Below are 20,244 nucleotides of genomic sequence, written 5' to 3'. Positions count from 1 at the left end.
CAACGCGCCCAGCCCGACACGAGGAATACTGCTCAATGCCGCAAGTAGATCCGGACTTGTTCGATCGTGGCCAGTTCCAGGCCGAACTGGCCTTGAAAGCCAGCCCCATCGCTGCGTTCAAGAAGGCCATCCGAAGAGCCAGAGATGTTCTTGACGATCGTTTCAAAGCGGGCCGCGACATTCGCCGACTGATCGAGGATCGGGCCTGGTTTGTCGACAACATTTTGCAAAAGGCCTGGGATCAGTTCGAATGGAGCGAAGATGCCGACATCTCGTTGCTGGCAGTGGGCGGCTACGGTCGCGGTGAACTGCACCCCTACTCGGACATTGACCTGCTGATCCTGCTGGAAAGCGATGATCACGAAGTTTTTCGCGACCCTATCGAGCGTTTTCTGACGCTGCTGTGGGATATCGGCCTGGAGGTCGGACAAAGCGTCCGTTCGGTGCGCGAATGCGCGCAGGAAGGGCTGGCCGACCTGACGGTGATTACCAACCTGATGGAAAGCCGCACCATCGCCGGCCCCGAGCACTTGCGCCAGCGCATGCTGGAAGTCACCAGCACCCGGCACATGTGGCCAAGCAAAGAGTTTTTTCTGGCTAAGCATGCCGAGCAGATAAAACGTCACCACAAATACAACGACACCGAATACAACCTGGAGCCCAACGCCAAAGGGTCCCCGGGTGGCCTGCGCGATATCCAGACCATTCTCTGGGTCGCCCGGCGTCAGTACGGCACACTGAACCTGCATGCACTGGCAGGCGAAGGCTTCCTGCTGGGGAGCGAAAATGCCCTGCTGGCCTCCTCCCAGGAGTTTCTCTGGAAAGTACGCTATGCCCTGCACATGCTGGCCGGACGATCCGAAGACCGGCTGCTGTTCGATTATCAGGTGCGCATCGCCGGGCTGCTGGGTTACGAAGACAATGACGCCAAGCTCGCTATAGAGCGCTTCATGCAAAAGTACTACCGTGTGGTTATGAGCATCGCCGAGCTGAGCGACCTGATCATCCAGCACTTCGAGGAAGTCATCCTTTCCGATGACGGAGGCACGCCTCAGCCGATCAATTCGCGCTTTCAGCTGCACGACGGCTATATAGAAGCAACCAACCCGAACGTCTTCAAGCGCACACCCTTCGCCATGATGGAGATTTTCGTGCTGATGGCTCAGCACCCTGAGATAAAAGGCGTGCGTGCCGACACCATTCGTCTGCTGCGCGAGCATCGGCACCTGATCAACGACGATTTCCGCAACGATATTCGCAACACCAGCCTGTTCATCGAGCTGTTCAAGTGCGAGACAGGCATCCATCGCAATCTGCGTAGAATGAACCGCTACGGTATTCTGGGCCTGTACCTGCCCGAATTCGGTCATATCGTCGGGCAGATGCAACATGATCTGTTCCACATCTATACCGTCGACGCGCACACGCTGAACCTGATCAAGCACTTGCGTAAACTGCAGTACACCGAGGTTTCCGAGAAATTCCCGCTGGCCAGCAAGATCATGGCGCGCCTGCCGAAGCCGGAACTTATCTACCTTGCCGGCCTGTATCACGACATCGGCAAAGGTCGCGGTGGCGATCATTCCGAACTCGGTGCGGTGGACGCACATGCATTCGGCGAGCGCCATCACTTGCCTGCATGGGACAACCGGCTGATCGTCTGGCTGGTAAGCAACCATCTGGTGATGTCCACCACGGCACAGCGCAAGGACCTCTCCGATCCGCAGGTCATCCATGATTTCGCCCAGTTCGTGGGCGATGAAGTGCATCTCGATTACCTGTATGTGCTGACCGTCGCCGACATCAACGCAACTAATCCCACGCTATGGAACTCCTGGCGGGCCAGTCTGTTGCGCCAGCTGTACACCGAGACCAAGCGTGCCTTGCGTCGCGGCCTGGAGAACCCGGTCGATCGGGAAGAGCAGATTCGACGCACGCAGATAGCCGCACTGGACATCCTCGTGCGCAACGGCACCGATCCGGATGACGTCGAGCAACTCTGGTCAGCGTTGGGCGACGACTATTTTCTGCGCCACACCGCTGGTGATGTAGCCTGGCACAGTGATGCAATCCTGCAGCAGCCAGCCGACGGCGGCCCGCTGGTGCTGATCAAGGAAACGACCCAGCGCGAGTTCGAGGGCGGCACGCAGATCTTCATCTATGCCCCGGACCAGCATGACTTCTTCGCTGTGACCGTGGCAGCGATGGACCAGCTGAACCTGAACATCCATGACGCGCGCATCATTACGTCCAGCAGTCAGTTCACACTCGACACCTACATCGTGCTGGACCATGAGGGCGGCTCGATCGGCAACAACCCTGAGCGTATTCAGGACATTCGTGAAGGCCTTACCGAGGCGCTGCACAACCCGGATGACTATCCGACGATCATCAAGCGCCGCGTCCCCCGCCAGCTCAAGCATTTTGCCTTCGCGCCGCAGGTCACCATCCACAACGACGCCCAGCGTCCGGTGACGGTGCTCGAACTGCTGGCACCAGACCGGCCCGGCCTGCTGGCACGTGTCGGCAAGATCTTTCTGGAGTTCGACCTGTCCCTGCAGAACGCCAAGATTGCAACCCTCGGTGAACGCGTGGAAGACGTTTTCTTCATCACCGACGCCAACAATCAACCGCTTTCCGACCCGCAATTGTGCAGCCGTTTGCAGGAAGCGATCGTCAAGCAACTTAGCGTCAACTCGGACACCGGCGGCGACCTGCGGATCAGCATATGAACACTCGACCACACGCACTGGCTCAACGCAGCTCATCGAGGAACACGCTTCATGAATAACGCCATGCAACTGCTTCAGCCCTACCCTTTCGAGAAGCTTCGCGCATTGCTCGGAAGCGTGACGCCCAACCCGGAAAAACGCCCGGTGGCGCTGTCTATTGGCGAGCCCAAGCACCGCTCCCCCGATTTCGTTGCCAAGGCACTGGCCGACAACCTCGACCAGATGGCGGTTTATCCGACCACCCTGGGCATCCCTGCACTGCGCGAAGCGATTGCCGGGTGGTGCAGTCGCCGGTTTGGCGTTCCGCAAGGCTGGATCGACCCGGCGCGCAATGTACTGCCGGTCAACGGCACACGCGAGGCACTGTTTGCATTCACTCAAACAGTGGTCAATCGCAGTGATGACGGCCTGGTGGTCAGCCCGAATCCGTTCTATCAGATCTATGAAGGCGCGGCATTTCTCGCCGGCGCCCAGCCTCACTATCTACCGTGCCTGAGCGAGAACGGCTTCAATCCGGACTTCGACGCAGTCAGCCCGGACATCTGGAAGCGTTGCCAGATTCTCTTTCTGTGTTCGCCGGGTAACCCGACAGGGGCGTTGATTCCGGTTGAAACCCTGAAAAAACTCATTGCGCTGGCTGACGAGCATGATTTCGTGATTGCAGCCGACGAATGCTACAGCGAGCTGTATTTCGACGAACAAACCCCGCCGCCAGGCCTGCTCAGCGCCTGTGTCGAACTGGGCCGTGAGGATTTCAAGCGCTGCGTGGTGTTCCACAGCCTGTCAAAGCGCTCCAACCTGCCAGGGCTGCGCTCGGGATTTGTCGCGGGCGATGCCGAGATTCTGAAAGCGTTCCTGCTGTATCGCACCTATCACGGCTGCGCAATGCCGGTGCAAACTCAATTGGCCAGCATCGCGGCCTGGAATGATGAAGATCACGTGCGCGCCAACCGTGACCTGTACCGCGAGAAGTTCGACGCGGTGCTCGACATTCTGGCTCCGGTTCTGGATGTGCAGCGTCCGGACGGCGGGTTCTACCTGTGGCCACACGTGGGCGCCGATGACGCTGCATTCTGTCGCGACCTGTTCGTTGATCAACACGTCACTGCGGTTCCCGGCTCGTACCTGTCGCGGGAAGTCGATGGCGTCAACCCGGGCGCCGGCCGCGTGCGTCTGGCGCTGGTCGCGCCACTGGCCGAGTGCATAGAGGCAGCGGAACGCATCCGGGCTTTCGTGCTCAAGTAAAGCAACCACCCCGCCGCATGCAATGTGCGGCGGGGTAATTAGTTACCACCTGTCACACTTTTAGCGACTGTACCTTCAACCTTCATTTTTCATGCTTCCTTATGGAAGCGATCTACCATGAAGGCCAATTACATGCCCGTTTCAGCCACTCAGAACATAAAACTGCCAGCGCCCTGTTGCATGCGCAGCACTGGCAGCCAGCAGGCCTCATACGACGCCGCAATCCGCGAGAACCCGTCCAATACGGCCACCGCACCAGCCCAAACATCACAATCCGGCCAAAGCACGGGCAATACAAACCATCAGGCACGTCTTCTGGTGTCGTTCACCCGATACTGGGCACGCGGGCGAACCCTGAAAATTCTTTTTCAAAACGACCCGCCAGTCACCCTGACAGGCCCGGTCATCGAAGCCGCAAACAAATGGCTGCCACACATCAATCTGAAATTCGAGTTCGTGACGGATGGGCCGAGCGATATCCGCATCGGTTTCAATGAGCAACTGAACTGGAGCGCGATCGGCACCGATAACCTGCTGGCAGCGCAGGATGAAACCACGATGGAGTTCAACATCAAGGATATATACACGCCAGACCTCAAACCTGGCGCAGAGCTGACACGCATTGTGCTGCATGAATTCGGACATGCCTTGGGCGCCGTTCACGAACACCAGCACCCTCAGGCCAACATCCCCTGGAACGAACCCCTGCTGCGCACGCTGCTGGCTCAGACCGGGCTGACTGATGACGAGATCAACAGCAATTTTTTCGAACTGTACGAGTCAGCCGACTTCCATCACTCGGCGTATGACCGGGAATCGATAATGCACTACGACATTCCCAATGGAGTGACCCTTGGCGACTTCGAGATCATCAATGCCGGCAAGACGCTCAGCAAAAATGATATTGAAGTGATGGGCGCCATCTACCCGCCGCGCGCTGATACCGATGTGTTGCGCTGAGGGCAATACGCTACCAGCCCCCCGATAACCAGCTCCGCCAATAGGTCGCGCCACCGGCTTCGCGCAGCGAAGGGTGGCGTGACCTGACCCTGCAAGGCAACTACTCCCGGGTCCGCAATTTTTCCGCGACCCACCCGACGGCCCAACTTACCGGGTCGTGGGACTGCATGGGCAACAGTGGTTTACCCTCACGCGCCGCCAATCGCCCCTCTGTCTCGGCTTCGCCGTGAATCCATAACGTACTCTGCTTGAACCCTTCGGCTCTTTGGCGCTCCCGGTAATAACGTTGCCGGACAAGCGCCTCCTGACGCTTCTTTTCTTGCTCAGACATAACGCACCCAGCCTTCAAGTGGAGAGTAATAATTGCTCGCGCAGGGCTTGCCACTCAAGCACGACAGGGTGAAGTTTTCTTAATGACGGTTAGGCTTATTATCTAGTTTTCGTTCAGTAACCGTACTGACGCTGTCACAACATTGGACGGGATGACGTGGCATAATGCGCGGCTGACAAGCCGAGGAGAAATGTGGGGGTATCGAGCAAGACCAGCCGCCCCACCTAAAACAATGACTTACACTCTATATGGCATCAAAGCGTGCGACACCATGAAGAAGGCCCGCACCTGGCTCGACGAGCATGCGGTGAGCCACGAATTTCATGACTACAAGACACAGGGCATCGACCGTGAGCACCTGACGCAGTGGTGCAATGAACATGGATGGCAGGTGGTGCTGAATCGCGCAGGCACTACGTTTCGCAAACTCGATGACGGACAGAAAGCCGATCTCGACCAGACCAAAGCCATCGAACTGATGCTCGCGCAGCCTTCAATGATCAAGCGCCCGGCGCTCGATCTTGGCAACAAAACCCTGATCGGCTTCAAACCTGACCTGTATGCAGCGGCTTTACAGTAAGCCCAAGCGCTACTGAAAGCCCCTTGATAAAGTTAAGAGGTATTTACATGTCCAATACTCTGTTCAGCCTGGCCTTCGGCGTCGGCACCCAGAATCGTCAAGGGGCATGGCTGGAAGTGTTCTACGCCCAGCCCCTGATCAATCCTTCGGCAGCGCTGGTGGCTGCAATCGCGCCAGTCTTGGGTTACACCGACGGCAACAAGGCGATTACCTTCAATGTCGACCTGGCCTACAAGCTGGCCGAAGCCATGAAACCAGTCGACGCGACTCAGGCCGCACTCCTGACCCGCCTGGCTGAAAGCCAGAAGCCTCTGGTTGCGACCCTGCTGGCCGAAGACACAACACTGACCTCAACCCCCGAGGCCTACCTCAAGCTGCACCTGCTGTCACATCGCCTGGTCAAGCCGCACGGCCTGAACCTGGCAGGCATCTTCCCGTTGCTGCCAAACGTTGCATGGACCAGCCAGGGCGCAATCGATCTGGCCGAGCTGGCAGAGCGCCAACTCGAAGCGCGCCTCAAAGGCGAGCTGCTGGAAGTCTTCTCGGTCGACAAGTTCCCGAAAATGACCGACTACGTCGTGCCGAGCGGCGTGCGTATCGCTGACAGCGCTCGCGTGCGTCTGGGCGCCTACATTGGCGAAGGCACCACCGTGATGCACGAAGGCTTCGTCAACTTCAATGGCGGCACCGAAGGTCCCGGCATGATCGAAGGCCGCGTTTCCGCAGGCGTATTCGTCGGCAAGGGCTCGGACCTGGGTGGCGGTTGCTCGACCATGGGCACGCTGTCCGGTGGCGGCAACATCATCATCAAGGTCGGCGAAGGCTGCCTGGTCGGCGCCAATGCCGGTATCGGTATTCCGCTGGGCGACCGCAACACTGTGGAGTCGGGCCTGTACGTGACCGCTGGTACCAAGGTTGCGTTGCTTGATGAAAACAACGAGCTGGTGAAGATCGTCAAGGCGCGCGAACTGGCGGGCCAGAACGACTTGCTGTTCCGTCGCAACTCGCAGACTGGCGCAGTGGAATGCAAAACCCACAAGTCGGCCATCGAGCTGAACGAAGCACTGCACGCTCACAACTGATGCTGTGTGTGGGTTCGACGTCCTCCGACGTTGAACCCACCTTCACACGCAGGACCCACAATGCCCCTCTTCTCCCCCTGGCGTGCCGATTTTCCAGCGATCGCCGCCTTGCAACGCCAAGGCCAGACCTATCTGGACAACGCGGCTACCACGCAAAAACCTCAGGCACTGATCGATGCCCTGACCCACTACTTCAGCAACGGTGCCGCCAATGTGCATCGTGCCCAACATCTGCCCGGCGCACATGCCACTCAGGCCTTCGAAGCCAGCCGGCTCAAGGCAGCCCACTGGCTGAATGCCGGTGACAGCGGGCAAATCATATTTACCCACGGCGCAACCTCTGCACTCAATCTGCTGGCCTACGGGCTGGAACATGAGTTCTCGGCGGGTGACGAGATCGCCATCAGCGCGCTTGAGCATCACGCTAACTTGTTGCCTTGGCAGCAACTGGCGCAGCGTCGGGGCCTGAAACTGGTGATTCTGCCCATTGATGAGCGCGGCGTGATCGATTCTGAAGCAGCCGCCAGCCTGATCGGGCCACGCACGCGATTGCTGGCAGTCAGTCAGTTTTCCAATGTACTCGGGACCTGGCAGCCGCTGGCCCGCCTTGTTGCGATTGCCAAGGCACACGGCGCACTGACCGTCGTGGATGGCTCGCAAGGCGTTGTGCATGGTCGCCACGACGTGCAGGCGCTGGGCTGCGACTTCTACGTGTTCTCCAGCCACAAACTCTACGGCCCGGAAGGGCTCGGTGTTCTGTACGGGCGCAACGATGCCCTGCCGAACCTGACGCACTGGCAGTTCGGCGGCGAGATGGTGCTGACTGCCGACTATCAGCACGCAAAATTTCGTCCGGCACCTCTGGGTTTTGAAGCAGGCACACCGCCCATTGCCAGCGTGATCGGCCTCGGAGCAACGCTCGATTATCTGGAAAACCTCGACCATCAGGCAGTCGCCGATCATGAATCAAGACTGCATCGGCGTTTGCTGGAAGGTTTGCAACAGCGTGATGGCATTCAGGTATTGGGCGACCCTGACCTGGCACTGGTCAGCTTCGTGGCACACGGTGTACACAATGCCGACCTTGCCCATCTGCTGACCGAGCAAGGCATTGCGGTACGCGCGGGACATCACTGCGCAATGCCGCTGTTCAAGACACTCGGTCTGCCCGGCGCCATACGGGTTTCGCTTGCGCTGTACAACGACTCGGACGACTTGCTGCGGTTTTTCAGCGCACTGGATCAGGCTCTGGAGCTGCTCAGATGACTATTCCGGCCACTGCACTCATTGCCCTGGAGACCTTCGCGCAACCACAGAGCTGGGAGCAGCGCGCACGCCTTCTAATGCAGTGGGGTGATCGTCTGCCACCGCTGGACGATCATGAAAAGTCGGATGACCATCTGGTGCATGGCTGCGAAAGCAAGGTCTGGCTGACTGGCGAACTCGGTGCCGATGGCTGGCAGTTTCAGGCCAGCAGCGACGCACGGCTGATTCGCGGGCTGGTTGCGCTTTTGCTGGCACGGGTCAACGGGCTGTCTGCCTCGGAGCTGGAAAGCGTGGACCTGCCTGACTGGTTCACCCAACTGGGGTTGAGTCGCCAGCTTTCACCCTCGCGCAGCAATGGTTTGAACGCTGTGCTACAAAAGATGCGTGAGCTGACTCAGGCCTGAACGTCTGTTGCAGCTAGCGGTTTGACCCGCTCGGACGGTCGTCGCGTCCCTGCGACCAGCTTGTCCACGGCGCGGGTTGCGGCAACCATGCCAAACGTCGCGGTGACCATCATTACCGCGCCGAAACCGCCCGCACAGTCCAGCTTGACGCCATCACCGACAAACTTCTTTTCCAGACAGATGCTGCCATCCGGCTTCGGATAACGCAGTTGCTCGGTGGAAAACACACAAGGCACGCTGTAATGGCGGTTTGGGGTGCGCGAAAAGCCGTAATCGCGACGCAGTGTAGAGCGCACCTTGGAGGCCAGCGGGTCATTGAACGTACGGTTCAGGTCGGCGATCTGGATCAGGGTCGGATCAATCTGCCCGCCCGCACCGCCGGTGGTAACCATCTGAATCTTGCGTCGTTTGCACCAGGAGATCAGCGCAGCCTTGGCGTTGACGCTGTCGATGCAGTCGATCACAAAGTCCATGTCCTGAGTGATGCACTCGGCCATGGTGTCGCGGGTCACGAAATCCGTTACAGCGTGTACGACGCAATCAGGGTTGATAGCCCGAATGCGCTCGGCCATTACCTCGACCTTCGGCCGTCCGACCGTGCTGTCCAGCGCATGCAACTGACGGTTGCTGTTGCTGACACAGACATCGTCCATGTCAAACAGCGAAATCTCGCCCACGCCACTGCGCGCCATCGCTTCCGCCGCCCACGAGCCCACGCCGCCGATACCGACCACCGCCACGTGAGCCGCACGCAGACGTGCCAGCCCCTCAATACCGTACAAACGGGCGATGCCTGCGAAACGTGGATCGTCTGTGTTCATGATCAATACCCCGAAAACCGGCGCGCATTATAGGGGTTAGTCGGAAGTTAAGACACTCGGCTTGTTGTCGAAACGCGATCAGTACTGACTGTGCAAAAAACATCTGGCGTGCAACGACAACGAAGAAAAGATTCTAAACGCCGGAAAACCCTGACACTTCAACGTTGCTAGGGTTAATGGACGCGACAGGGAGTCGCGGCGTCGATACACCGCATGGAGCGTATTTCAAACATGGACGAACATTCAGGAAGGGCAGCAGCCTGGCCAAAAAATCTGTTCAAAACCAGATTCAACTATCCGCCCGACTGGCCTGCAATGATCTCTGGCGTGGCATACGCCCCTTTTCATCCAGGACAAAGCCCGTACAAACAGATTTTCCCAACCAGAGACCAAATAAAGAATGACCTGCTGCTGCTTCGGAGCCTCACAAAAAACATCAGGATTTATTCGGTTGAGGGCACATTGAGTCATATACCCGAGCTCACCGAAGAACTGGGCATGAATGTCACGCTCGGTGTGTGGATAACAGAAGATAACGAGCACAACATCCAGGAAATGAATGCCGGGATCGAACTCGCCAACCGCTACACCAGCGTGCAACGCTTGATCCTGGGAAATGAAGTCCTGCTTCGCGATGATATTCCCGTCGGCCTGCTTATCGAGTATTTGCAAACCGCACGGCGTGCCGTCAACGTGCCGGTCTCGACCTCCGAGATATGGACGCAATGGTACGAGACACCGGAACTCGTCATGCAGGTCGACTTCATTGCAGCTCATATATTGCCTTTCTGGGAAGGTGCTTCAGCGCTGGAGGCGAGCGCGATAGTTCTGGCACACGCGAATGAACTGAGAGCGAGATTCCCCGATAAGCCCCTGATACTTTCCGAGATTGGCTGGCCTAGCAAAACCGCGGCCAAAAGGCGGATGACAACGTCCGGCGCAGAGTACTCAATATACCTGCGCAACCAGATTCCTTTACTGGACCAGCACGGCCATGACTACTTCGTGATAGAAGCCTTTGACCAGGACTGGAAGACTGAAGAAGGCCTGCCAGGCCCTAATTGGGGTCTGTTCGATGCCAAGCGCAGATTAAAACTGCAAACCAGCGGTCCGGTAAAAATGCCGGTCAACGTACCCTCGGAAATGCTTAGGCTTATCAGCCACCTGAAGCCAGGCTCATGGCATGCAGGCGTCTCTATAATCATTCTTGCTTATTGGATATTGGTATGGCTGGGCATGAGCTACGCGCACTCACTGTGCATCTGGCTGGCGCTGCCTCTCGCTTTTATCTGGGCCACCTGCTTGCTGGCCTACCTGGGCATCGAAACGCACGAACTCCTGGAAACATGCTGGGGACCGGACGCCCCACGATCGTTCTCTCCGATACATCGGCATGCGGGTCCCACACCAAAGGTTTCCCTGCATATCGCGTGCTACAACGAACCTCCGGACATGGTGAAACTGACTCTCGACTCGTTGCGAACACTGGATTACCCGGATTACGAGGTTCTGGTCATCGACAACAATACTCAGGACCCGGCGGTCTGGAAGCCCATTGAACACTATTGTCAGCGCCTCGGCCCGCCGTTCCGGTTTTTTCACATCAATCCTCTTTCCGGGTTCAAGGCAGGCGCACTTAACTACCTGCTGAAACATACAGCTGAAGACGCAGAGATTGTGGCAGTCGTCGACGCTGATTACTGCGTCCACCGACAGTGGCTCAAACACATGGTGCCGCACTTCACGAACCCGGAGATCGCAGTCATTCAATCACCGCAGGATTACCGCGACAGTAACGAAAGCCTGTTCAAGCGCTGCTGCCAGGCCGAATATCGAGGCTTTTTCAACATCGGCATGGTCATCCGCAACAACCATGACGCCATTATCCAGCACGGCACCATGACGCTGATCCGCCGGTCAGCACTGGACCGGCTGGGGTGGGCACAATGGTGCATATGTGAAGATGCAGAACTGGGCCTGCGTATGCTGGAAAACGGTTTTTCCACGGGTTACGCCGCTACCAGCTATGGGAAAGGGCTGACTCCGGACACGTTCATTCATTTCAAAAAACAACGCTACCGCTGGGCATATGGAGCTATCCAGATCGTCAAGCGGCATGCCCGGAGCCTGATGGCAGGAAACTGCGAATCACTGAGTGCGATGCAACGCTACCATTTCATCGCGGGATGGATGCCGTGGGCGGCAGAAGGCATGAATTATCTGCTAACGCTTGCCGCGCTCGCCTGGTCGCTGGCGATGATTCTGGAGCCAGATACTTTCGGGCCGCTGCCATGGGTATTTTCCACGCCATTGATACTGATGCTTGCGCTTCGCTCGCTCAAGGTAATTGCGCTCTACCGACAGTTGGTCAGCACAAACATCAGAGAGGCTCTTGCAGCGATACTGGCTGGCATGGCGCTTTATCCGACGATAGGCAAGGCCGTGCTGGCGGGTTGCGTCACATCAGGAATGCCGTTCTTCAGAACACCCAAACACACGTCCGCACATCTGATCGCGCAAACCATTCTCGATGTAAAAGAAGAACTGTCTACCGTGATTATCTCGTGGACGACAATTGTGCTTTTACTCATGCACCGAGCAGTCATCAATATGGATTCAGGTTTCTGGATGGCAATGCTGCTCGCACAATCACTTCCTTATCTGGCGGCGGTGGTCATGGCCATCCTGTCGGCCAGCGCCAACCGCCCTTCCCGCCCCACAACCTGACATATCCACAGGGCACGATAAACGACGGCTCAGGCCGTCGTTTTGCTTTAAGATATCCGCCTTTTCGCGCCCAAAGTCTTGCTACCGGAGTTCTGTACATGACGGCCCCAGCCAACCTTTCGCCCACCCTACAACTTGCCTGCGACCTGATCCGTCGACCTTCGGTAACACCGGTCGATGCCGATTGCCAGAAGGTAATGATGCAGCGCCTGGGCGATGCCGGGTTCAAGCTGGAGCCGATGCGCATCGAAGACGTCGACAATTTCTGGGCCACTCATGGTTCCGGCGATGGCCCGGTACTGTGTTTCGCCGGCCACACCGACGTGGTGCCGACCGGCCCGGTGCAAAACTGGCAGAACGACCCGTTCGATGCCCTGATAGACGAGCATGGCATGCTCTGCGGACGTGGCGCCGCAGACATGAAAGGCAGTCTGGCGGCAATGCTGGTCGCGGCCGAGCGTTTCGTCGCTGACCATCCGGACCACAAGGGTTCGGTGGCGTTTCTGATCACAAGCGATGAAGAAGGTCCGGCCCATCATGGTACCAAGGCCGTGGTCGAGCGTCTGGCCGCACGCAAGGAGCGTCTGGACTGGTGCATCGTCGGCGAGCCGTCAAGCACTACGCTGGTGGGCGATGTGGTCAAGAACGGCAGGCGCGGTTCGCTGGGCGCCACGCTCACCGTACGCGGCAAGCAGGGCCATGTGGCTTATCCGCATCTGGCGAAGAACCCGATCCACCTTGCAACGCCAGCGCTGGCCGAACTGGCCGCCGAGCATTGGGACAATGGCAATGATTTCTTTCCGCCGACCAGCTTCCAGATCTCCAACCTGAACGCAGGTACCGGAGCGACCAACGTAATCCCGGGCGAACTGGTGGCCGTCTTCAACTTCCGCTTCTCGACCGAGTCGACGGTCGAAGGCCTGCAACAGCGCGTCACTGCGATCCTCGACAAACATGAACTCGACTGGCACATCGACTGGGCGCTGTCGGGCTTGCCGTTCCTGACCGAGCCGGGCGCACTGCTGGACGCCGTGTCGTCCAGCATTAGGAACGTGACCGGGCGCGACACCAAAGCCTCGACCAGCGGAGGCACCTCGGATGGCCGCTTCATCGCGACCCTGGGCACTCAAGTGGTCGAACTTGGCCCGGTCAACGCGACCATTCACCAGGTCAACGAACGCATCCTGGCCAGCGATCTCGACGTGCTGACCGAGATCTACTACCAGACCCTGGTCAAGTTGCTCGCCTGATGCTGACCTGCCCAATCTGTTCTGCACCGCTAAGCGCAGCCGACAACGGTGTCGTATGCCCGGCCAACCATCGCTTCGACCGCGCGCGTCAGGGTTACCTGAACCTGCTGCCGGTGCAGCACAAAAACAGCCGTGACCCGGGCGACAATCAGGCGATGGTCGAAGCACGTCGCGACTTTCTCAACGCGGGGCACTACGCCCCGGTTGCCGAACGCCTGGCAGCGCTTGCGGCTGAACGCTCGCCGGCTCACTGGCTGGACATCGGCTGCGGTGAAGGCTATTACACTGCGCAGATCGCCGAGGCGCTGCCCCATGCCGACGGCTTTGCACTGGATATCTCGCGCGAAGCGGTCAAGCGCGCCTGCCGACGCAGCCCTGGCGTGACCTGGATGGTCGCCAGCATGGCCAGAGTGCCGCTGCCAAATGCAAGCTGTCAGTTTCTGGCCAGTGTATTCAGCCCGCTGGACTGGCAGGAAGCCAAACGTCTGCTGACACCCGGTGGCGGACTGATGCGCGTAGGCCCGACGCGCGAACACCTGATGGAACTGCGCCAGCAACTCTACGACGAGGTTCGCGATTACGCCGACGACAAGCACCTGGCGCTGGTACCGCCGGGCATGCAGTTGCAGCACAGCGAAACCCTGAGCTACACGCTAAAGCTGATCGACGGCCAGTCACGCGCCGATCTTCTGGCAATGACACCTCACGGCTGGCGTGCCAGTGCCGAACGCCGCACTGCGGTCATCGAGCAACCAGGACCTTTCAAGGTCACCGTTTCCATGCGCTACGATTATTTCGTGCTGCAATAAGCATTCAACAGAGGCACCCATGCGCCAACCCGATATCGAGATTTACCTGAAAGATGCAGACGTCGACCACAAGGCAATCGCCGAATGGCTGAGCAATGCCCTGGGCACTTGCAGTGACTGGACGCAACGCGGCCAGACCTGGAAATGCAAGGCGGGCGAAGTGGCCGTGACCTGGCTGCCAAAGGCCGTCGGCAAATGGAACAGCCTGCACCTCGACAGCGACCAGACCCCTTGGGAAGACGACATCGCTTGCGCCCGCGCGGCCTTCGCAGCGCTGAACGTTGAAGTACGCTGCGCACCAGGCACCTGGATCGAAGAAGAAAGCGACGAAACTGCCGACCGCTGGATCCGCGTCAGTGCCGATGGCGAAGAAGAGATTACCTGGCGCACGACGTAAGGCTTTTCCCCTAGACGCTATGGATGACCGACGTCGATGAAGCAAGCCTGCTCGATCCAGCGCGCTTTTCAAGCGTTCGTCTCCAGCGCAGAGGCCACAACAGGCGTGCAGCGGTTTTTGCCGATCGTCTCGGGATACGTCACACTGGCGCCCATCTCGGGCAGCCGCCCGTTCCTGACTCAGCAGAAGCCGTATGACCCGATCTCCCTTCCGTCGTCTCGTGTTCGGCACTCTGCGCCGATTGTTGTATCTCTGGGTTCGCTCGGAAACAATCAACCAATCGTCTTTCACGCTCAACCTTGATCGCAGCCGGCCGGTTTTCTATGCCCTGCAGTCTCCGTCGCTCAGTGATCTGGCGGTAATCGATACCGAATGCCGCAAAGCAGGGCTGCCTAGACCGGTATTGTCCGTGGCGGTTGGCAACCTGATCGAACCCGCAGCATTCTTTTACCTAACACCATCGCCCGACTGGCTCGGTCGCCAAGACAAGCGCGGCGCACCGCCGACCCTGGAGCGTCTGGTTGCGGGGGTCAGTCAGAACCCCGCTGAAGATGCGCAGATCATTCCGGTCAGCGTGTTCTGGGGGCAATCCCCGGACAGAGAGTCCAGCGCCTGGAAGCTGCTGTTCGCTGACAGCTGGGCGGTGACTGGTCGCTTACGTCGCTTGGTCAGCATTCTGATTCTGGGCCGCAAGACACGCGTGCAGTTCTCCGAGCCCATTCACATGCGCGAGCTGGTTGACCAGAACAAAGGCTACGAACTGACCCTGCGCATGACTCAGCGCCTGCTGCGCGTGCATTTTCGCAACCTGAAAAGCGCAGTGATTGGCCCGGACGTTTCGCACCGCCGCAATGTGGTCAAAGGCCTGCTCGCCGAGCCATTGGTCAAGCAGGCCATCATCGAAGAGGCAGAGCGCGAAAAGATCACGCTGGAGAAAGCCCGGGAACGTGCACTGAGCTACGGCAACGAGATCGCCTCGGACTACACCTATTCCGCGATCCGCTTTCTGGAAGTGGTGCTCAGCTGGTTCTGGAACAAGATCTATGACGGCATCAAAGTCAGTCACATTGAAGGCGTGCAAGAGGTCGCACCCGGTCATGAAGTGATCTACGTTCCTTGCCATCGCAGCCACATCGATTATCTGCTGCTGTCTTACCTGCTGTTTCGCAACGGCCTCACACCACCGCACATCGCTGCCGGCATAAATCTGAACATGCCGGTGGTCGGCAGCCTTCTGAGGCGTGGCGGTGCGTTTTTCATGCGACGTACGTTCAAGGGCAACCCTTTGTACACCGCGGTCTTCAACGAATACCTGCACACCCTGTTTACCAAGGGTTTCCCGGTTGAATACTTCGTTGAGGGCGGTCGTTCGCGCACCGGACGCATGTTGCAGCCAAAGACCGGCATGCTCGCCATCACACTGCGCAGCTTCTTGCGCAACTCGCGGATGCCGATTGTCTTCATTCCGGTGTACATCGGTTATGAGCGAGTGCTGGAAGGCCGTACCTATCTGGGCGAACTGAGGGGCGCGACCAAGAAGAAGGAATCGATTTTCGACATCTTCAAAGTCATCGGCGCGCTGAAGCAGCGCTTTGGTCAGGTGTCGGTGAATTTCGGCGAGCCTATCAAGCTGGCCGAATTTCTTGACAGCGAACAGCCAGACTGGCGCGCGCAGGAGCTGACGCCTGAATTTCGCCCTGAATGGCTGAGCGAAACGACTCACCGACTGGGCGAACGCGTCGCTCAGCACCTGAACGAAGCGGCAGCCGTAAACCCGATGAACCTCGTCGCCATTGCGCTGCTGTCGACTCAAAAGCTGGCACTCGACGACCAGGCCATGGAGCGCGTGCTCGACCTGTACCTGACACTGCTGCGCAGCGTCCCTTATTCGCCGCACACCACGTTACCGGAAGGCGATGGGCGCTCATTGATCGAGCACGTCAAAGGGATGGACCTGCTTGCCGAGCAAAAAGACGCGCTGGGCAAGATTCTGTACCTGAACGAGCAGAATGCGGTCTTGATGACGTACTACCGCAACAACGTGTTGCATATCTTCGCCCTGCCCTCCCTGCTGGCGAGCTTTTTCCAGAGTTCGTCGCGCATGAGCCGCGAACAGATTCTGCGCTACACGCGTGCGCTGTACCCGTACCTGCAATCGGAGCTATTCATTCGCTGGCCATTGAGCGAGCTCGATGCGGTGGTCGACCAGTGGCTGAATGCATTTGTCGAACAAGGCCTGCTGCGCTTTCGCAAAGACGTTTATGTACGTCCGGAACCCAGCTCTCGAGAGTTCGTGTTGCTGACCCTGTTGTCGCGGGCCATTGCGCAAACGCTGCAGCGTTTCTACATGGCAATCGCCTTGCTGCTCAACAGCGGACAAAACACCCTTAGCGCCGAAGAACTGGAAGACCTGTGCACGGTAATGGCCCAGCGCCTGTCGATTCTGCATGGCCTGAATGCGCCTGAGTTTTTCGACAAGAGCCTGTTCAGGCACTTCATCCAGACCCTGCTCGACCTCGGCGTACTGCGCAAGGACAGCGCCGGCAAGCTGAGCTATCACCCCATGCTGGGCGAACTGGCAGAAGGTGCAGCCAAACGCGTCTTGCCTGCTGAAATACGCCTGTCCATCCGGCAAGTGGCGCTGCACAGCAACGAAGAAGAGCAAAACGTAAGAAGCGAAACAGGGGCAGCGTAGGGTATTTCAGCAACTTGGCAGGGTTTTCCAGACAGGCAGTCGGTTCGCAGTTCGTATGCTCTGCTGCCTGCTAGGGTGGGGTTACACCCATGAAGGGTGCTCACTCAATAAGGAAATTGAAATGACCAGCGAAACCCTAGTAAGGCTTCAGGGCGAAGTGTTTTACCTGCCACGCATTGCGCTGCCGAACGGCTGCAACCTGAACGTCACCCTGAGTGACATCAGCCTGGCTGACGCCCCGGCAGATGTCATCGCCACGTGCGAAAAACAGATCGACCACCAGACACCGCTACCGTTCGAACTGGGCTATGCCGGGAACCGTTATCCTGTGCAAGGCCATAGCTATGCCTTGTCGGCGCGCATCGAACACCAGGGCAGGTTGCTCTGGATCAACGACACCGTCCACTCGATTGAACTGACAGACCAGAACCAGAGCGGCCTGAAAATCAAGGTTATTCAGGTCTCTGACTGATCGGTCCGCAGTCAAATCACGCTTCAGCGGCGCGCTATCTGCGCGCCGCTTTCGATTCTCCCAGCCTGTTTTCTCCAGCGACATTCTGCACACCAAGGTTTTGGATGCCTTCTCATGACTTCCTGATACGCTTGACAGCGTAACGCGCCAACTTTGAATCAGGCGCAGGTCAGAACTCATTCCTACAAGGACGCCTTATGCCTCGTTTTTCGTTTACGTTCGCCGGTCTGTGTGCTGGCCTGCTGATATCTGCCAATGTTTTTGCCTTGTCGCTGAGCGACCTTTCGCAGTCGGACGCCACTGGCGGGCTCAAGGACGCCCTGACCCAGGGCGCTCAGGTTGCGGTCAAGCAACTGGGCGTACCCGGTGGCTTCAGCAAGAATCAGGACGTGCGCATCGAACTGCCTGGCAAACTGGGCCAGGTCGCGAAAAAGATGAAAATGCTCGGCATGGGCAGTCAGGTCGATCAGCTGGAAAACAGCATGAACCAGGCTGCTGAAGCGGCCGTACCCCAGGCTCAGGCGTTGCTGGTAGATGCTGTGAAAAAGATGAGTGTGACTGATGCCAAGGCCATTCTCAGTGGCGGCAAAGACTCGGCAACCCAATACCTCAGTAGCACCAGCCGCGAACAGATTCGTGCCAAATTCCTGCCTATCGTCAAGAAATCTACCGATCAGGTAGGCCTGGTGCAGAAATACAATGCCTTTGCCGGCAAGGCCGCCGCTCTTGGTGCGCTGGACAGCAAAAGTGCCAATCTCGAAAGTTATGTGACCGAGCAGGCCCTCAACGGCCTGTTTGAGATGATTGCCAAACAGGAAGAAAGCATTCGCGCCAACCCACAGGCAGCGGCGACCGGGCTGGCGAAAAAGGTGTTCGGGGCACTTTAGTTATTGGGGGCTGCCTTGGGCGTCCTGCTGTTTTCCCACTGCTTTGGGTTTTAAGGCTTTCTTCGGGTAGACATCGTAGCGGCTGGACTTGCCATCCAGCGCGTAACCCGGCTTGGGACCGTCAATGCAAGGCGCCTTGCGCGGGCGTTTGACCACCACGCGATGGGTGGCCAGCGCGAGGGCAGCCTCGAGCAATGCCGGTGCGTCCATGTCATCGCCGACCAGCGGCCGGAACAGGCGCATCTCCTTTTTCACCAGCGCGGTTTTTTCTCGGTGGGGGAACATGGGGTCGAGGTAGATGACCTGCGGCGGCTCGCCTGTCCAGTCACGGATGATCTCGATGGCGTTGCCGGTCAGCAGGCGCATCTGCGCGATGATCGAACCGACATCGCGGTCGCTGCGTCCGCGCAGCAGGCCATCTTCAAGCAGAGCAGCGATAATTGGCTGGCGCTCGATCAGGCTCATCTCGCAGCCAAGGCTCGCCAGGACGAATGCGTCCTTGCCCAGCCCGGCGGTGGCATCCAGCACGATGGGCCGTATGCCTGGCTGAATGCCAACGGCCTTGGCGATCATCTGCCCGGTACCACCGCCAAACAATCGGCGATGAGCAACAGCACCCTCGACAAAATCGACCCTTACAGCGCCCGGCGCATCGTCGCCCAACTGTTGCAATTGCAGGCCATCATCGGTGACCTGCAAAGCAAAATCCGCCTCAACGTCCTGCAACGGCAGCCCTAGTCTTTGCGCCCAATCGGCGGCGGCAGCCTGCCCGTCGACCCTCTGCGATTCGACCCGGACACGACTGCCTGCTTGCTGCTCACTCATTGCGTTCATACACTCGAAAATTGTTAATGATCGGCAAGATCTGCCGATAACCAAGTATCCGGCATTTTGCCAGACCCAAGGCCAGTACTGATCGCTATGTCAGACATTGTTCAATCATCCATCGGCTATTTGTCGCACTCAGGCGACTTTAGCGTTCGCAACAGCCGCACACTGGGTGGTGTGACGCATCTGTGGTCGGATGCATTTGCCCGAGCGATGGCAGAACAGGTCAGTGACAGCGATACAGTTGCAGTACACCCGACCGCGGTTGAAGTCGATGTCGAAACCGGCGAGCCGGTCGCTGGTGCGAAAACCCTGAGCAAAATTGTTGAGCAACGCTCCTGCCCGGTCACTGACACCGAGGTCAAGCCACCTGAGCCTCTGTTCCTGCCGATCGCCGAATTTGATCTCGACCTGCTGCCACCGCCTGCCGAACCTTTCAGCATCGTCGAGATGATCGAACAGCAGCGCCACCTGGAATTCGACAGCAATTGGGTACGCCCAACCGTATTGAACCCCTACGATGACAAAGGCACGCCAGGCCCCGGCCCGCAGCCGCGACCTTTGCATTTGCCGATTGCCGAGCTTGAATGGGACCTGGCCGACAAGCCTGCCCTGCCGCTTGACCAGCAAACCATTGCCGCTCAACAGCGCCAGTTCGACTACGAAAACAGTTGGGCGCGCCCACTGATTCTGCAAAACCTGCGGATGGCGGCCTAAGCCTCAAACAAGCGACAAGCGTCTGTTAGCGCGCCTGTGAT

At 58.3% G+C, this 20,244-nt stretch carries 18 protein-coding genes; 15 read left to right on the top strand and 3 right to left on the bottom strand.

Annotated elements, in window-relative coordinates:
- The first annotated feature begins 35 nt into the window (after nucleotides 1-35).
- The 3 genes from ALO43_RS17375 (at nucleotide 36) to ALO43_RS17365 (ending at nucleotide 4,937) form a co-directional block, all read left to right on the top strand.
- Nucleotides 36-2,732, top strand: coding sequence for a [protein-PII] uridylyltransferase (locus tag ALO43_RS17375; RefSeq protein ID WP_054997858.1), 2,697 nt, complete (start codon nucleotides 36-38; stop codon nucleotides 2,730-2,732).
- 51 nt (nucleotides 2,733-2,783) lie between these two features.
- Nucleotides 2,784-3,977 carry a succinyldiaminopimelate transaminase gene (gene dapC, locus ALO43_RS17370; RefSeq protein WP_005891809.1) on the top strand — a complete coding sequence of 398 codons (1,194 nt, stop codon included), beginning with the start codon at nucleotides 2,784-2,786 and terminating at the stop codon, nucleotides 3,975-3,977.
- Nucleotides 3,978-4,094: 117 nt separating this feature from the next.
- The gene (locus ALO43_RS17365) at nucleotides 4,095-4,937 is read left to right on the top strand and encodes a matrixin family metalloprotease (RefSeq protein ID WP_054997857.1); all 843 of its coding nucleotides are present in this window, start codon (nucleotides 4,095-4,097) and stop codon (nucleotides 4,935-4,937) included.
- A gap of 100 nt (nucleotides 4,938-5,037) precedes the next feature.
- Here ALO43_RS17365 and ALO43_RS17360 read toward each other — a convergent pair whose 3' ends face one another.
- Entirely contained in the window at nucleotides 5,038-5,268 is a 231-nt protein-coding gene (locus tag ALO43_RS17360) for a hypothetical protein (RefSeq protein WP_005891805.1), read from the bottom strand.
- Nucleotides 5,269-5,500: 232 nt separating this feature from the next.
- Between ALO43_RS17360 and ALO43_RS17355 the strand changes: the two genes are divergently transcribed.
- From ALO43_RS17355 to ALO43_RS17340, 4 genes are read left to right on the top strand one after another with little or no spacing between them, the layout of a single operon-like run.
- Nucleotides 5,501-5,848 carry an ArsC family reductase gene (locus tag ALO43_RS17355; protein ID WP_005891803.1) on the top strand — a complete coding sequence of 116 codons (348 nt, stop codon included), beginning with the start codon at nucleotides 5,501-5,503 and terminating at the stop codon, nucleotides 5,846-5,848.
- 47 nt (nucleotides 5,849-5,895) lie between these two features.
- On the top strand, nucleotides 5,896-6,930 hold the full coding sequence (gene dapD / locus ALO43_RS17350; protein WP_005891801.1) for a 2,3,4,5-tetrahydropyridine-2,6-dicarboxylate N-succinyltransferase: 1,035 nt from the start codon (nucleotides 5,896-5,898) through the stop codon (nucleotides 6,928-6,930).
- Between the two features lie 60 nt (nucleotides 6,931-6,990).
- Entirely contained in the window at nucleotides 6,991-8,196 is a 1,206-nt protein-coding gene (locus tag ALO43_RS17345) for an aminotransferase class V-fold PLP-dependent enzyme (protein ID WP_005891799.1), read from the top strand.
- A complete protein-coding gene (locus ALO43_RS17340) occupies nucleotides 8,193-8,600 on the top strand; it encodes a SufE family protein (protein ID WP_005891797.1) in 408 nt (135 codons plus the stop codon). Before ALO43_RS17345 ends, ALO43_RS17340 begins: the two co-directional genes overlap by 4 nt.
- Here ALO43_RS17340 and tcdA read toward each other — a convergent pair.
- On the bottom strand, nucleotides 8,591-9,421 hold the full coding sequence (gene tcdA / locus ALO43_RS17335) for a tRNA cyclic N6-threonylcarbamoyladenosine(37) synthase TcdA (protein ID WP_024671813.1): 831 nt from the start codon (nucleotides 9,419-9,421) through the stop codon (nucleotides 8,591-8,593). The two genes, ALO43_RS17340 and tcdA, sit on opposite strands and share 10 nt — an antisense overlap.
- Nucleotides 9,422-9,652: 231 nt before the next feature.
- Between tcdA and ALO43_RS17330 the strand changes: the two genes are divergently transcribed.
- The 7 genes from ALO43_RS17330 (at nucleotide 9,653) to ALO43_RS17300 (ending at nucleotide 18,658) form a co-directional block, all read left to right on the top strand.
- Nucleotides 9,653-12,148: a glycosyltransferase family 2 protein gene (locus ALO43_RS17330; RefSeq protein ID WP_005891789.1), complete on the top strand. Its 2,496-nt coding sequence runs from the start codon at nucleotides 9,653-9,655 to the stop codon at nucleotides 12,146-12,148.
- Nucleotides 12,149-12,246: 98 nt separating this feature from the next.
- A complete protein-coding gene (dapE, locus tag ALO43_RS17325; RefSeq protein WP_024671811.1) occupies nucleotides 12,247-13,398 on the top strand; it encodes a succinyl-diaminopimelate desuccinylase in 1,152 nt (383 codons plus the stop codon).
- Nucleotides 13,398-14,207, top strand: coding sequence for a putative RNA methyltransferase (locus ALO43_RS17320; protein WP_005891782.1), 810 nt, complete (start codon nucleotides 13,398-13,400; stop codon nucleotides 14,205-14,207). Before dapE ends, ALO43_RS17320 begins: the two co-directional genes overlap by 1 nt.
- A 19-nt stretch (nucleotides 14,208-14,226) precedes the next feature.
- Complete coding sequence (locus tag ALO43_RS17315; protein WP_054997856.1) at nucleotides 14,227-14,604, top strand: hypothetical protein; 378 nt, start codon at nucleotides 14,227-14,229, stop codon at nucleotides 14,602-14,604.
- A gap of 193 nt (nucleotides 14,605-14,797) precedes the next feature.
- Nucleotides 14,798-17,299, top strand: coding sequence for a glycerol-3-phosphate 1-O-acyltransferase PlsB (gene plsB / locus ALO43_RS17310; protein ID WP_005891779.1), 2,502 nt, complete (start codon nucleotides 14,798-14,800; stop codon nucleotides 17,297-17,299).
- Between the two features lie 121 nt (nucleotides 17,300-17,420).
- The gene (locus ALO43_RS17305) at nucleotides 17,421-17,771 is read left to right on the top strand and encodes a YbaY family lipoprotein (protein WP_054997855.1); all 351 of its coding nucleotides are present in this window, start codon (nucleotides 17,421-17,423) and stop codon (nucleotides 17,769-17,771) included.
- Between the two features lie 197 nt (nucleotides 17,772-17,968).
- Entirely contained in the window at nucleotides 17,969-18,658 is a 690-nt protein-coding gene (locus ALO43_RS17300; protein WP_024691326.1) for a DUF4197 domain-containing protein, read from the top strand.
- On the opposite strand, the gene ALO43_RS17295 is transcribed toward ALO43_RS17300, so the two are convergent.
- Nucleotides 18,659-19,483, bottom strand: a complete 825-nt coding sequence (locus ALO43_RS17295; protein ID WP_053486270.1) for a class I SAM-dependent methyltransferase — start codon at nucleotides 19,481-19,483, stop codon at nucleotides 18,659-18,661.
- A 96-nt stretch (nucleotides 19,484-19,579) separates the two neighbouring features.
- Here ALO43_RS17295 and ALO43_RS17290 point away from each other — a divergent pair, with 96 nt between their 5' ends.
- On the top strand, nucleotides 19,580-20,203 hold the full coding sequence (locus ALO43_RS17290; RefSeq protein WP_054997854.1) for a hypothetical protein: 624 nt from the start codon (nucleotides 19,580-19,582) through the stop codon (nucleotides 20,201-20,203).
- Nucleotides 20,204-20,244 lie beyond the last annotated feature (41 nt).

Source organism: Pseudomonas tremae (assembly GCF_001401155.1).
GTDB classification, from domain to species: Bacteria; Pseudomonadota; Gammaproteobacteria; order Pseudomonadales; family Pseudomonadaceae; genus Aquipseudomonas; species Aquipseudomonas tremae.
Note: the sequence above shows the minus strand (reverse complement) of the source record. Positions and strands in the feature narration are given on the sequence as shown.

What these genes read in the sequence shown, in the direction of transcription:
- ALO43_RS17375 (WP_054997858.1), top strand. Translation starts at nt 36, where the DNA reads ATGCCGCAAGTAGATCCGGACTTGTTCGATCGTGGCCAGTTCCAGGCC.
- dapC (WP_005891809.1), top strand. Translation starts at nt 2,784, where the DNA reads ATGAATAACGCCATGCAACTGCTTCAGCCCTACCCTTTCGAGAAGCTT.
- ALO43_RS17365 (WP_054997857.1), top strand. Translation starts at nt 4,095, where the DNA reads ATGAAGGCCAATTACATGCCCGTTTCAGCCACTCAGAACATAAAACTG.
- ALO43_RS17360 (WP_005891805.1), bottom strand. Translation starts at nt 5,268, where the DNA reads ATGTCTGAGCAAGAAAAGAAGCGTCAGGAGGCGCTTGTCCGGCAACGT.
- ALO43_RS17355 (WP_005891803.1), top strand. Translation starts at nt 5,501, where the DNA reads ATGACTTACACTCTATATGGCATCAAAGCGTGCGACACCATGAAGAAG.
- dapD (WP_005891801.1), top strand. Translation starts at nt 5,896, where the DNA reads ATGTCCAATACTCTGTTCAGCCTGGCCTTCGGCGTCGGCACCCAGAAT.
- ALO43_RS17345 (WP_005891799.1), top strand. Translation starts at nt 6,991, where the DNA reads ATGCCCCTCTTCTCCCCCTGGCGTGCCGATTTTCCAGCGATCGCCGCC.
- ALO43_RS17340 (WP_005891797.1), top strand. Translation starts at nt 8,193, where the DNA reads ATGACTATTCCGGCCACTGCACTCATTGCCCTGGAGACCTTCGCGCAA.
- tcdA (WP_024671813.1), bottom strand. Translation starts at nt 9,421, where the DNA reads ATGAACACAGACGATCCACGTTTCGCAGGCATCGCCCGTTTGTACGGT.
- ALO43_RS17330 (WP_005891789.1), top strand. Translation starts at nt 9,653, where the DNA reads ATGGACGAACATTCAGGAAGGGCAGCAGCCTGGCCAAAAAATCTGTTC.
- dapE (WP_024671811.1), top strand. Translation starts at nt 12,247, where the DNA reads ATGACGGCCCCAGCCAACCTTTCGCCCACCCTACAACTTGCCTGCGAC.
- ALO43_RS17320 (WP_005891782.1), top strand. Translation starts at nt 13,398, where the DNA reads ATGCTGACCTGCCCAATCTGTTCTGCACCGCTAAGCGCAGCCGACAAC.
- ALO43_RS17315 (WP_054997856.1), top strand. Translation starts at nt 14,227, where the DNA reads ATGCGCCAACCCGATATCGAGATTTACCTGAAAGATGCAGACGTCGAC.
- plsB (WP_005891779.1), top strand. Translation starts at nt 14,798, where the DNA reads ATGACCCGATCTCCCTTCCGTCGTCTCGTGTTCGGCACTCTGCGCCGA.
- ALO43_RS17305 (WP_054997855.1), top strand. Translation starts at nt 17,421, where the DNA reads ATGACCAGCGAAACCCTAGTAAGGCTTCAGGGCGAAGTGTTTTACCTG.
- ALO43_RS17300 (WP_024691326.1), top strand. Translation starts at nt 17,969, where the DNA reads ATGCCTCGTTTTTCGTTTACGTTCGCCGGTCTGTGTGCTGGCCTGCTG.
- ALO43_RS17295 (WP_053486270.1), bottom strand. Translation starts at nt 19,483, where the DNA reads ATGAGTGAGCAGCAAGCAGGCAGTCGTGTCCGGGTCGAATCGCAGAGG.
- ALO43_RS17290 (WP_054997854.1), top strand. Translation starts at nt 19,580, where the DNA reads ATGTCAGACATTGTTCAATCATCCATCGGCTATTTGTCGCACTCAGGC.